Raw genomic sequence first — 13,164 nt, forward strand, 5'->3', positions numbered from 1 at the left:
CAAATTGCCTTTTTAGCTTAGATTTAAACATTCAAAATTATTTGTTCTAAATGTTTAGACAAGAAATTAACAATTATATCAACGTTGTTAACAAAGTAACGGAAATAGCTTTAATTCAATGAGAAAAGTAGATTTTTTAGTAATAGGGTCGGGTATAGCGGGTTTAAGCTTTGCATTAAAAGCAGCTCAGCATGGTAAGGTATTAATTGTTACAAAATCAAACGAGGATGAGTCAAATACAAAATATGCGCAAGGCGGTGTAGCTGTCGTTGTGGATAAAGATGATTCGTTTGAAAAACATATCGAAGATACATTAATTGCAGGAGATGGGCTGTGTGACAGAGAGATAGTAGAAATTGTGGTAAAAGAAGGGCCTCAAAGGATCCAGGAAATCATTGATTACGGGATTAATTTTGACAAAGATCAGACCGGCGTTTATGACCTGGCGAAGGAGGGAGGGCACTCAGAACACCGCGTTTTACACTATAAAGATGTCACAGGTTATGAGATAGAGAGTGTGTTATTGAAGCAGATTCATGAGAATGAAAACATAGAGATATTAACACATTACTTCTGTTTGGAGTTGATTACTCAGCATCATTTGGGGGAGCATGTGGATAAGAGTTCTGAAGATATCCACTGTTACGGTATATATGCCTTTAACACAGAGCTTAACGATGTGGAAAAGATCTTAGCTAATGTGACTATCATGGCCTCGGGTGGAGCAGGACATGTATATAGTAGTACAACAAACCCTATAATTGCAACAGGCGATGGAATGGCGATGGTGTATCGCGCCAAAGGAAAAGTGAGGAATATGGAATTTATTCAGTTTCATCCAACCGCTTTATACAACCCTGGAGAGTATCCAGCCTTTCTGATTTCGGAAGCAGTCCGAGGTTTTGGAGGGGTATTGAGAAGGAAAAACGGAGATGAATTTATGTACGAATATGACAAGCGTGGCTCGCTTGCACCTCGGGATATTGTAGCAAGAGCGATCGATTCTGAGATGAAAAAATCAGGTGAAGACTTCGTTTATCTGGACATTACCAATCGAAAAAAGAGCGATATTTTAGCCCATTTCCCGAACATTTATGCCAAGTGTCTATCTATAGGTATAGACATGACCAAGGATTTAATACCGGTTACGCCTGCAGCTCACTATATGTGTGGTGGAATTTTGGTAGATGAATACGGAAGATCTTCCATAAAAAATTTATACGCTTGCGGGGAATGTTCCTCAACAGGTTTGCATGGCGCCAATCGTTTGGCTTCAAATTCTCTGCTTGAAGCTCCTGTTTTTGCACACCGTATTTATGAAGATGCAATCGTTGCTTTTAAAAATAGCATCATTCCTGATCACATTCCGGACTGGGATGCCAACGGGGTAACACAGACAGATGAGGATATTTTGGTGACACATAATTTGAGAGAAACGCAAAAATTGATGAGTGATTATGTTGGAATTGTACGTTCCGATTTTAGATTAGACCGTGCTATGAGACGTTTATTTTTGCTGCATGAAGAGACAGAAGATTTCTATAAAGCCAATAAAGTTTCTGTAAAACTCTGTGAATTGCGCAATGTAATCCAGGTTGCTTACATCGTAATTAAGTCGGCCAAAGCGAGAAAAGAGAGTAGGGGATTGCATTTCACTACCGATTATCCTAAGCATTCAGAACAGTTAACAGATACAATTTTTTAAATCATGCCAGTTATATTACCAGTTAAAGATAAACATCCCAAATGGGATGAAAATTGTTTTATTGCCCCAAATGCCACTATTGTTGGCGATGTTGTGATGGGAAAAAATTGCTCCGTTTGGTTTAATGCTGTGATCAGAGGTGATGTAAATAGCATTACTATTGGTGACGACAGCAATATTCAGGATGGTGCAGTGATTCATGCAACCTATTTAAAAGCAGCCACTGTGATTGGAAATAGGGTCTCTGTAGGGCATAATGCGATCGTTCATGGCTGTACCCTTAAAGACCATATTTTAGTTGGAATGGGGGCTATTATTATGGATAATGCAGTTGTAGAGCCGTATTGTATCATCGCTGCCGGTGCAGTGGTATTGGAGAATACCGAATGCGAAAGCGGCTATATTTATGCGGGAACTCCTGCTAAAAAAATAAAGCCCATTACTGAGGAGCAACGGGCTTTATTAAATAAATTACCAGACAATTATATCATGTATGCTGACTGGTTCAGATAAGTATTGCTATTCTTTAGGAATAGTAATTGTTTCGTTTCTTTCCCAAAGGGCTCTTATCGAGAGTTCCTTTGGTTCATTCCAAATTTTCTCCGGTTGACGGCCCTCTGACACATTTCCGGTATCCCATTTTCCATTTTTGTTGTTGTCATAAGTGATCCTTATAAAGTATTTTCCTGCTTTATAATTTGCAAATTTTGCAGTTGTATCTTTGGTAATCACCATTGTATTTACTGGGTTTTTATTGCCATCAATGATTTCAACAATATAGCTTTTGTCCTTTTCCGGAGGAATGATCTTTACGATCAGACTGCCATAATCATCCTTGCTTCCAAGCTTAAAGTCTTTTGAAAATTCCTTGTTTTTTGTATTAAATATGGCGGTAAATGCACCAGCTCCAAACTTCATTTGGTAAGGTTTTTTTATGCGCCATGGATATTTTATATGGTAGGATAAAAAGTCTAAACTGTCTTTAACGACTGTAAAATTTGTTCTTTCTACAGAGTCTTCCAGTAATGTTATTTTGCTGGCATCGACACTTAGGACAGGAAAATTAAAAGTAAGTTTCAAAGATTTGTTTGGATTTAAAGTCCGATCTTCCAGGTTGTCGGAAGCAGATAATACCCTGTTATAGGTTTCCTTTTTTCCTCTTGTCAGTGTTGATGACTGGAGTAATTTGCCCTCTGATTTGAGGCTGACTTTAGTAGAATCAAAAGAGAGATCCGTTAGCCAGATTTTCAGGGAGTCATTATTTTTACTGAATTTTGCAAACTTTGTGGCGTCCAATGCCGCCGGTTCAACGATGGTTACTTCTGGTTTTTTTAGCTTCTGATTGAGTGCAAAACTGATGCTTCCATCTGCATTTATGCGTCGGTCAAGGATTCTGAAGACCTTAGCATCTTCCTTGAAAACCCGCATATTTACCGTGTCTAGATTGTGCTTTAATACGATTGAATCTTTTATAAATCCAATTTCATCTGTACTTTGCTGGTAGATTTTATCGCCTCCTTTTTCTTTCAAAGCATAGATTCTGTAAGTGCCTTCTCTTAAATTATTGAGGCTATAATTACCACTACTATCTGTAAGCGTATAGATAGAAGGTTTAGCTTTTCCGAAGATGGTATCTCTTTCTATAGGAAGAATAAATGCGACCGCTTCAATTTCAGGTTCGCCGGTGGCGGAATTGGTAATTTTACCTTTGATGCTGAGGGAGTCTAATTTAGGTCCGGTTGAAAACACATAGGAGAAATTTTTGAGGACATTGCTTTCATTGATGTCGGCAATGGCTTTACCAAAGTTCAGCGTATAAGTTGTATTTTTTTCCAGACTGTCTGTGAAGGATATTTCCAGTATTTTCTTTTTGGTTTTCAGCGTTGGCGCAATTTTCAATTCCGGAGAAATTGAAAACTCTTTGAACTCATTCTGAAGCTTAAAGTACTCGTCGAATTCTATAGTAATTTTTTTCGCCTTAAAATTTGTCGTTAAATTTTTTGGCTCCATTTTTAAAACCTTCGGTGGAGTCGTATCACGAGGTCCGCCCTGGGGTTGTTGGATGCTTGCACAGCTATAAATCAGCGAAGTTAGCAGCAGGAGGGATGCAAAAAGCCGGAAGTTGGATACATTGCTATTTTTGGCCATTTATATGCGTTGTGTTTAATTTATTACTGTTTTTAATGGATAGCATTAAAATTTTTTAAAACTCTCTTATATCTCATTTAAATGAGTCAGGTTAAAACGATAAAGATTACGAATTAACTGACTCATTTTCAATATATTATGCTTTACTTACTGATATGAACCATTAAAACGGAGATATCAGAAGGAGAAACACCTGAAATTCTCGATGCCTGCCCTAAAGTTCTTGGCTTGATCTTCAGCAACTTCTCTCTGGCTTCCTTTGATAAAGATACCAATTGGGAATAATCAAAATTTGGATTGATGTCTTTATCTTCCATCTTCTGCATTTTATTTACAATCTCTTGTTCTTTCTCAAAATAGCTTTCGTATTTGATTTTGATCTCTGCCTGTTCTACTGTTTCCTGATCAAAAGGGCTGAGGTATTCTCTGAAGCTTTGACTGATTTCTCTGATGTCTTCAATACCCACCTGAGGGCGGCTTAACAGGCTGAATATTTTTACATTTTGATTCAGGGTACTTGTACCCAATTCTTCCAGCTTCTGATTTGCCTCTGTCATTTCAATGCCTTGTTTCTTTGCAAAGGCCACAATGGCATCTGAGTTGGCTACCTTTTGTTTTACAATGTCTAAGCGTTCATCACTGATCAGACCTAACTCGTGGCCGATAGGGGAGAGACGGATGTCTGCATTATCCTGACGGAGCAATAGCCTGTGCTCTGCTCTTGAAGTAAACATGCGATAAGGCTCTTCTGTTCCTTTAGTTACCAGATCATCTATTAATACCCCAATATAAGACTCGGAGCGTTTCATAATCAGCTCATGGAGTTCATTTACCTTCTGATGGGCATTGATTCCGGCTATAAAGCCCTGACTAGCAGCCTCTTCGTATCCCGTTGTTCCATTGATTTGCCCAGCAAAGAACAGATTGCTGATTAATTTTGTTTCCAGGGTTAATCCAAGCTGGGTAGGTGGAAAATAATCGTATTCTATGGCATATCCAGGACGGAACATTTTTGCATTTTCAAATCCGGGGATCTGAGTTAAGGCCCTGTATTGAACATCTTCCGGAAGTGAGGTAGAGAAACCATTTACATAGATCTCACAGGTATTCCATCCTTCAGGTTCTACGAAAATCTGGTGTCTTTCCCGTTCTGCAAAGCGATTGATTTTATCTTCAATAGAAGGGCAATATCTTGGTCCCAGTCCTTTGATCCTTCCAGTGAACATGGGAGATTTTTCAAATCCTTCCTTCAGTGTTTCGTGAACTTCTGCATTGGTATAGGTAATCCAGCAACACCGTTGTTCTGTTGGCCGGGTTACATTGGTATAAGAGAAACGGCCAGGATTTTCATCACCCCATTGTTCTTCCATTAAAGAATAATTTAGAGACCTTCCGTCTACGCGGGGTGGGGTGCCCGTTTTCATTCTGCCGGCTTCAAATCCCAGTTCGGTTAATTGTTCTGTAATTCCTGTGGCAGCTCTTTCTGCAGTTCTGCCTCCTCCAAACTTCTTCTCTCCGATATGGATCAAACCGTTTAAGAAGGTGCCATTGGTCAGGACAACGGACTTGCCTTTGATCTCAATTCCCAGGGAGGTTTTTACACCAACGACAGTATTGTTTTTGATCACAAGGCTACTCACCATATCTTGCCAAAAGTCTACATTTGGAGTACGCTCCAATGCAAGTCTCCATTCTTCGGCAAATCTTTTTCTGTCGTTCTGTGCTCTTGGGCTCCACATCGCCGGACCCTTAGACAGGTTGAGCATCCTGAATTGTAAGGTGGTTTTGTCGCTGATGATTCCGGAGTATCCGCCCATCGCGTCAATTTCTCTTACAATCTGACCTTTTGCTACACCGCCCATGGCAGGGTTGCAACTCATCTGTGCAATGGTTTCCATATTCATGGTGATCAACAAAACCGAGGATCCCAGATTTGCAGCAGCAGCAGCAGCTTCACATCCGGCATGCCCTGCACCTACAACTATAACATCATATTCTTTAAACATTACCTGTGTTTTTTATATCTCTTACATCTATGTTCCACGTGGAACGCAATACGTCGACTCTGTTAAACTCGATTGTTTCACGTGGAACAATAGTCAAATTTAATCAATTAATAGGGGAGAAGCGCTAATTTCAATCCCTTTTAATTTGTTGTTTTATTTCAATTGAACGTTTAAAAAAACGTTCTGTTATTCTTTGATCATGATGTTCCAAAATTCCTTGAACTATCTTTTGTTTTTCTCTTTCCCTTGATTTAAATACCGCTACTTTAAGCGGGATGCAAATGGAGTGCTTAACTTTTTCTATTCTATCACTGAAACGTTGAATAATTAAACTTTCCTGCATCGGGATAAATCATCAATTCTTTTTAATCTTTTATTTAACACAGTTAATTTCTTCTGCGCGTTTTATTCAGCTATAGCATATCTCGAAAGCGAATTGTAATTAAGTATTGTTTTTGAACAGCCAGGCTGCTGGGCTTTAAATGACATCAGCTTTTATCCTGTTCTTGCATTTTACCATTGTCTTTCTTTTATTAAAGATGTTTTGTTTTCTGAATTGATCAGCGCAGGAATGATGGATATTAAATTTCATTCCTTCATCTTCGTTAATTTTTTATTTTCTGTACTTTAGAAAAGAGAAGAGGGGGGATGCTTTTAGTTTTGAAAGCGGAGACCAGGCCAGCGTTTTGAATATTGATTTTCTTTTATTAAAAGCTGCCAGGGAGTCTTTCATTTTTTATGAATTATATGCTCTGGCAGCTTTAAAAAGGTGGTGTTATTTTTCAGATAATTCCAACCAACGTTCGGTTACCTTTTCTAATTCTTCATTTAGTACCTCGATCTTTTTTGATACTTCCTGAATGCCTAAATAGTTTGCGCTATCAATGGTTAACAAAGAAGTAGACAGATCCTGGATTTCTGATTCTAATTCGGAAATCTTTGCTTCTGAATCTTCTAATTCTTTCTGCTCTTTAAAGCTTAATTTCTTAGTCGTGCTCTGTGTATTTTGAACCGGAACTTCTTTAGCTTTTACAGCACTTTTTTCTTTTTGTGTTTCTAAGCTAATGCGGTACTCGGAATAGTTTCCATTATAAATTGCAACATCACCATTTCCTTCCATGATGAATAATTGCTCGCTCATTTTATCGAGTAAATACCTATCGTGAGAAACCAGGATTAATACACCCGGGAAGTTTTCCAGGAATTCTTCCAGAACATTTAGCGTATCAATATCAAGATCATTTGTTGGCTCATCCAGAATTAAAAAATTAGGATTTTGCATCAAAACTTTCATGAGGTGCAATCTCTTTTTTTCGCCTCCACTTAATTTCTCTACCATGCCATGTTGCTTCTTGGGAGGGAAGAGGAATAAGGTTAATAATTGAGATGCAGAAATGGTTTGACCGTCTGCCATTTTAATATATTCGGCATCAGACTTCACAATATCAATTACTCTTTCTTTTTCATTGAATGCCAGACCGCCTTGTTTATAATAACCATAAACAGTCGTTTCGCCCGTGCTTACTTTTCCTTTTTCCGGAGTTAAGAAACCGGTAATGATATTGAGTAAAGTAGACTTTCCTGTTCCGTTTTTACCGGCTAGTCCTATTCTATCTGCACGTTTAAAAGTATAAGAGAAGTCATTAATGATATTTTTATCATCAAAAGATTGTCCGATATGGTCCAGCTCTAATATTTTATTTCCCTGACGGGACATTTTAACATTCAACGTAACACTCTGGTTGTCAGACCGTTGTTTTGTTTTGCTCTCTAAGTCATAGAAAGCATCAATTCTAGACTGAGATTTCGTCGTCCGGGCAGCCGGCATTCTTCTCATCCATTCCAATTCCTTTTTCAGGAGATTTTTATTCTTCTGAAAGGTACTTTCATCTGCTGCTTCACGCTCAGATTTCTTTTCCAGGAAGTAAGCATAATTGCCATTATAGTTGTAAATCTTTCCCCTGTCCAGCTCGACGATGGTGTTGCAGACATTGTCAAGGAAATAGCGATCGTGTGTAACTAATAATATAGTTTTATTGCCCGAAGTAAGGAGTTTTTCCAGCCATTCGATGGTATCAATGTCCAGGTGATTGGTTGGCTCATCTAATACATAGATTTCAGGATCCTCTATAAGCAATTTAGCGAGCGCCAGGCGCTTCTTCTGCCCACCGGAGAGGGTAGAGATCTTTTGCTGAAGATGATTGATCCCCATGCGGCTTAAAATCGTTTTTATTTCGTGCTCATATTCCCAGGCATTGTGCTCGCTGAGTTCTTCATATAAACGATTTAATGTTTTCTCATCCGGATTCGGATCTTCAATCAGCTCTTCATACTCTTTGATCAGCTGTTGCTGCTTATTTTCAAGAGAAAAGATGAAATCGCTTATCGAATAACCATCCGGAAATGAAGGCTCCTGATCCAGGAAGCCAATCTTAACGGATTTGTTCTTTACGATTTTGCCTTCTAATGGAGAAAACCTTTCTGCAAGTAATTTCAATAAGGTGCTTTTTCCTGCACCATTTATACCAACCAACGCTACGCGTTGTCCGGGTTGAATCCCCAGGGTTAAATTTTTAAATAGCCATTCGTCATGGTAGGCATGGCCTAAGTTTTCCGCTGCAATTAGTGTGCTCAAAGTCTGTGTTTAACGATATTTTAGATAAGAAATTATTGCAAAAGTAAGCAATAATTCTTTGGTATATAGTTGAGCCTATTGAACATGTAGGTATTTTGTTGAGGAAACTAAAGGGGCATTGCTGTGGTAGTGTTGTGAAGCTGGTCGACTCTTCTTCATGTTTTGATCGACTCTTCTTTGAGTCGGAGTCGAAGAAGACCTGCAAAGACTTCGCACCATATTTGGCCAGAACCTATAGAACGATACAACTCAACCATAACACTACCACGGCAGTACCCTCCTTCGACTACAACAGTTATCTGGAGCGGGTCTGGAACGTACCATGAACGTACCAGGAACGTCTTTTCGACCTGAAAGACGTTCCTGGTACGCTTCAGCCCTGTCTTTAGGATGTTTCAGGTAACTGTTGTAGTCGAAGGAAGATTAAAGGAAGAAACTTAAGGTAATATGCGGTGATTTTTTACCAAAGGATTTGGAGAGAAATAATTGATCAATAGGGGATATACAAAGCACATTATTTAATGGCATGTACTATAGTCGCTATTCTCTCGGCAGATTTTTTTCCGAATTTTGTTCCTGTAAGGATGACCACCGCTACAGCGGCAATCATAAATTTTTTTAGCGCAGTTTTCATGATATCCGGTTTTAGATGAAAGATTTAACCATAAGACGTCATTTTTAGAAAAACGTTTCAAATTATCTCATTCATTAGACCATCAGGTATTTAATTTAGACAAACTGGCCTTATCGTTCTATCAACGCCTAAAAAAGATGGAGGACTCTGCGCAATAGTAGTAACAGCAGGAGGAGCGGCTATCCCTGCTGGATTTTTAAGGTTGCCAGATAATAATCTTCTTTCTCCGTCATCAGTGTTTTTGCCGCTTTGCCTTTGTCTTTATAGCCCAGCAGGTGCAGGGTCCCATGCGCCATTACGCGGCACAATTCGTCGGCAACGGTATGCTTGAATTCTTTGGCATTTTCCTGAATCCGCTCCAGACTGATGAAAATATCACCAACAATCATTTTAAGCGCTTCTGAGTTATCAAAAGTAATGACGTCGGTATAAGTGTCATGATTCAGGTATTGTTGGTTTATACGCAGTAAATATTCGTCTGAGCATAAAATAAAGTTCAACTCCTGTAATGCATATCCTTCTTCTTCTATCACAGACTTGATCCAGGCCTTAAGAAGTGTTTTCTTTTTAAGGGTATAACTAAGGTCTTCGGTGAAAAAGTGGATTGCAGGTTTACTCATGTTTCTGAAATTATTGGGCCGAATTTAGCAATTTAAAATATTCTGCAATTTTATTTTTGTAATAGTAGTTCAGGCTTGGCGGTAATTTCTGGATCCATTCCGTCTCGTTTTGCTGGAGTTTTTTGAACTTATCCAGCATTTGCTGATAGGATGGAGTCAGGTCCTTTCCGGCTTTACTTTCTCTTTTGGAATCCTGATCCTGCTCCCTTTGAGCTTGATCTGCGTCCAGTAATTTCGTTAACAGCTCTTTTTGCCGGTTCATGGTCTCCTGTTCCAGACGCTTATTTACCAACTCCGTCTCTGTCGACTGCATGTCTTTTATCATTTGATTGAGGTTTCCCAGTCCGCCTTTTCCATCTTTATTTTCTTCTCTGTTGATTTTCTGTAAAGCCTCTCTGATCATTTGCTGCTGTTGGGCCATTTTAGCAAATTCTTCACTCATTTGCCCTTTTGGAACCGCACCCTTGTTTCCACTTTTTTGCATTTGATCCCGGGCTTTTTGCATGTTGTTGTTCAATTGCTGCTGCATTTGCTGCAATTGCTTCATGCTTTGTTTTTTTCCTTTTCCGCTTCCGCTGGAATTTTTCTTCATCTTCTGCAGTTGTTCCAGTGCTTCATTTAGCATCAGCGATAGGTTATTGATGGAAGTCATAGTGTATTGCTGGTTCTTATTGGCAGCCGAAGTATTCCTTTCTCCAAGGTTTTCCAGGCTTTTATCCATATTGAAATTGATTTTCTGAACCTCTTCACTTACCGTACTTTCAATCTGTGGCACTCTTTTGCTGAGTGAAAACAAGCTGTCAGCAATGGTTTTCATATTGTCTTTTATGCTTCTTTGTTGCTGCACATTGGAGGTGTAAAGTGGGTCATTGCTGTTGATCTTTCTCAGGTCTAGCATTACTTTTTCCTGATCAAAAGAGGTTTTTAAAAGGTTTTCGAGTAATTGACGCAATTCCTGTGCATTAAGGTTGTTTTCCATTTCCTCTGATTCCTGCTGCATGTCGCTCATCTTTTTTGCCATTTCCTCCATCTGCTCGGCTGCTTTTTGCTGGTTTTCTGCAGCTTTCTGGCGATTGTTCTTATCCAGGTTTTCTTTGCTGTCTTTTTGCTGTTGCTGGATATCTTTAGCTTCCTTTTCCGGGCTTTGGAAAGGATTAGGCCGTTCCAGTTGCTCGTTTTTTTCCTTTATTTTCTCCAGCTCTTTCCTGATCTCTTCAAATGCGGAGCGTTGCTCTTCCTGTTGTTTTTTTAACTCATTTATGGGACTGTTCTTGTCCTTGCTTTGTTTTGCAAGGTCTTTCTGTGCTTTAGAAAGCTCATTTAGGCGGTCGATATTGTTTTGAAGATTTTGCTCAAACTCCAGCTGTTTATAGAGTTCCAGAATGCGGTCAAGCTCATTTTTCAGCGATTTGTTGTCCATCTGCATCTTGGAGAGCTCATTCTGTGTCTGATCTTTGTTATTCTGGTCCATTAAGTTCTGCAGTTTTTCCAGCAAAGCCTTTGTTTTTTCGTCCAGGACATTGTTAAACAGTTCGTCTATTTTTTTCTGCTTTTCCATCAGCTCTTCTTTGAGGGTGTTATTCTCCTCTTTCTCAAAGCTGTTTTTTTCATTCAGTTGTTTAATCTCTTTAACGGCATCTTCCAGCTGTTTCTGCTTGTCCAGCAACTGTTGGATTTGTTTCTTATCGTCAAAATTCAGCTGTTTTTTATCCAGTAAGGTTTCGCCAAGTTTTTTGCTTTCCTTTTCCACGTTGCCGGCCAGTTTAATGGCCTTTTCCATTTTTTGTTTTAAAGCCTGACTGCCCTGATTGATCTTCTCTGCTATTTGTTGAGGAGAAGGAAGTTCATAGGTTTTAATGGCAGATTTCGTCGTTTTTGGACCATTCACACCATCATTATCTGAAACCTCAAAGTAATACTCCAATTGCTGACCCGGTTTTATGCCAGCCAGACTAAGGTCCCAGAAGAAGAAAAAGGCATTCTCCTGTTGTGCCTTTTTTACCGGAATGGATTTACTAACCCTACTCGTGACTTTGCCATTATCAGAAACAGTATAAATGAATTTTAAAGCGGTAAAGCCATGGTCATCTGAGATGTTTCCTGAGAAATAAAGTGCTTTGCTGCTCAGGGAGTCGGCAGCTTCAGTAAGGGAAATATTGGGATATTCGTCTGCAATCACACCGATCTGATGAATCAGGGAGTCCCTGCTGCTGATGTATTTGTTTTTTGGAGTAACACTGTAATCCGTATTTTTAAGGATCGTACTGCTAAATTGAAAAGTATTATTTTGAGCAGAGAGGAGGTGTGACTGCTGACCTAAAATGAAGATCAGTTGATCACTGTTTTCTGTGTTTAAGGACCAGGTTACCACAGTTCCTTGCGGTAACAGGAGGTCGCCCGCATTTGCAATCAATTCTGTTTTCTTTCCAAGATATGCCGGGTAACGTAAACTGGCACTCATTCCGATAACAGATGGACGCGGTTTCACTTCAATCAAATAGGGAGAAGAACTAAATCCTCCTGCAGAAAATCGGATTTCTTTATTTTTCTGAAGGTTCTTAAAAGTATATTGAAACCGGTTGTTGTTTTCTTTTTCTAATTTGTAAGTATTCGGTCCATCAGAAATATACACCTCCTGAGGAATTTCATTTCCGGTGATTTTAAGCTTTAAAGTCAGGTCGTCCCCCTGCGAACGAAGTAAAGAGTTGTTTAACAGCTCAAAATTGAAGGGGGCCTTTGGGAGAATTTCCTTGTTGTACTGCACAAAGCCATTGGTGCCTTCCTTTAAAATGGCAGGGGCAATGATGGCAATAAGGATAATGACAGACAAAGGCGCCAGAAAATATTTCAGGTACTTTTTGTTTTCATCCAGACGGATGGCATTGGTAAAAGGAATTGGTTTTAATTCCTGGATCTTCTGGTCTATTCCAGCCATGATAAGCATATTGCTTTCCGGACTTTTGTCTGCAAGCGCCTTTAGCTGAAGGGTATTCAATAGCTTATCTTTGACATTAAAAAAGTGATTCCCAATCAGGGTCGCCGCTTGTTCAATGCTAAGGTTCTTTCCAAGCTTAAAGTAGGAAAGCGCAGGAATAATGATCCAGAATCCAATGATATACAGTGAGGCGGCCAGAGAGGAAAAGAAAAGAACCGTTTTAACGGTGATTCCTGGGTGGGTATAATAAACAAACAGAAAAATAAAGAGATACAAGGCCAGCAGTACTGCCGCAGCATAAATGCTTCCACGCAAGAGTTTATTGAGGTAAAACTTTTGCGTAAATTCATTCACTTTTGAAATTAAAAGCTCGTAATTGTTGTTCATTTAAAAGCCAACTGGATCTTAAAGGTAAAGAATGAATACGGGTTTTGATAAAATTAATGATATAATAGCATTAAATTAACGCTGATATGGCGTT

8 protein-coding genes are annotated in these 13,164 nt (G+C 39.1%); 2 read left to right on the forward strand and 6 right to left on the reverse strand.

The genetic code is table 11. The annotated features are described in order from the left end of the window. Positions 1-118: 118 nt before the first annotated feature. Both nadB and AAFF35_RS29245 read left to right on the forward strand, forming a co-directional pair. A complete protein-coding gene (gene nadB / locus AAFF35_RS29240; protein ID WP_342329972.1) occupies positions 119-1,705 on the forward strand; it encodes an L-aspartate oxidase in 1,587 nt (528 codons plus the stop codon). 3 nt (positions 1,706-1,708) lie between these two features. Then, positions 1,709-2,218, forward strand: a complete 510-nt coding sequence (locus tag AAFF35_RS29245) for a gamma carbonic anhydrase family protein (protein ID WP_342329973.1) — start codon at positions 1,709-1,711, stop codon at positions 2,216-2,218. 6 nt (positions 2,219-2,224) lie between these two features. Here AAFF35_RS29245 and AAFF35_RS29250 read toward each other — a convergent pair whose 3' ends face one another. The 6 genes from AAFF35_RS29250 to AAFF35_RS29275 all read right to left on the reverse strand — a co-directional run bounded on the left by AAFF35_RS29250 (position 2,225) and on the right by AAFF35_RS29275 (position 13,070). Further along, on the reverse strand, positions 2,225-3,853 hold the full coding sequence (locus AAFF35_RS29250) for an Ig-like domain-containing domain (RefSeq protein WP_342329974.1): 1,629 nt from the start codon (positions 3,851-3,853) through the stop codon (positions 2,225-2,227). A 143-nt stretch (positions 3,854-3,996) separates the two neighbouring features. Next, positions 3,997-5,859: a tRNA uridine-5-carboxymethylaminomethyl(34) synthesis enzyme MnmG gene (gene mnmG / locus AAFF35_RS29255; protein WP_342329975.1), complete on the reverse strand. Its 1,863-nt coding sequence runs from the start codon at positions 5,857-5,859 to the stop codon at positions 3,997-3,999. 130 nt (positions 5,860-5,989) lie between these two features. Beyond that, a complete protein-coding gene (locus tag AAFF35_RS29260; RefSeq protein WP_342329976.1) occupies positions 5,990-6,202 on the reverse strand; it encodes a hypothetical protein in 213 nt (70 codons plus the stop codon). A gap of 432 nt (positions 6,203-6,634) precedes the next feature. After that, positions 6,635-8,494, reverse strand: coding sequence for an ABC-F family ATP-binding cassette domain-containing protein (locus AAFF35_RS29265; RefSeq protein ID WP_342329977.1), 1,860 nt, complete (start codon positions 8,492-8,494; stop codon positions 6,635-6,637). A gap of 813 nt (positions 8,495-9,307) precedes the next feature. Further along, entirely contained in the window at positions 9,308-9,748 is a 441-nt protein-coding gene (gene ybeY / locus AAFF35_RS29270) for an rRNA maturation RNase YbeY (protein ID WP_342329978.1), read from the reverse strand. Positions 9,749-9,758: 10 nt separating this feature from the next. Further along, on the reverse strand, positions 9,759-13,070 hold the full coding sequence (locus tag AAFF35_RS29275) for a hypothetical protein (RefSeq protein WP_342329979.1): 3,312 nt from the start codon (positions 13,068-13,070) through the stop codon (positions 9,759-9,761). Between the last annotated feature and the right edge of the window lie 94 nt (positions 13,071-13,164).

This window comes from Pedobacter sp. FW305-3-2-15-E-R2A2, assembly GCF_038446955.1.
Lineage (GTDB): Bacteria > Bacteroidota > Bacteroidia > Sphingobacteriales > Sphingobacteriaceae > Pedobacter.

Bases quoted from the DNA above. Each gene is read 5' to 3' on its own strand.
- nadB (WP_342329972.1), top strand. From the start codon at position 119: ATGAGAAAAGTAGATTTTTTAGTAATAGGGTCGGGTATAGCGGGTTTA.
- AAFF35_RS29245 (WP_342329973.1), top strand. From the start codon at position 1,709: ATGCCAGTTATATTACCAGTTAAAGATAAACATCCCAAATGGGATGAA.
- AAFF35_RS29260 (WP_342329976.1), bottom strand. From the start codon at position 6,202: ATGCAGGAAAGTTTAATTATTCAACGTTTCAGTGATAGAATAGAAAAA.
- AAFF35_RS29250 (WP_342329974.1), bottom strand. From the start codon at position 3,853: ATGGCCAAAAATAGCAATGTATCCAACTTCCGGCTTTTTGCATCCCTC.
- mnmG (WP_342329975.1), bottom strand. From the start codon at position 5,859: ATGTTTAAAGAATATGATGTTATAGTTGTAGGTGCAGGGCATGCCGGA.
- AAFF35_RS29275 (WP_342329979.1), bottom strand. From the start codon at position 13,070: ATGAACAACAATTACGAGCTTTTAATTTCAAAAGTGAATGAATTTACG.
- ybeY (WP_342329978.1), bottom strand. From the start codon at position 9,748: ATGAGTAAACCTGCAATCCACTTTTTCACCGAAGACCTTAGTTATACC.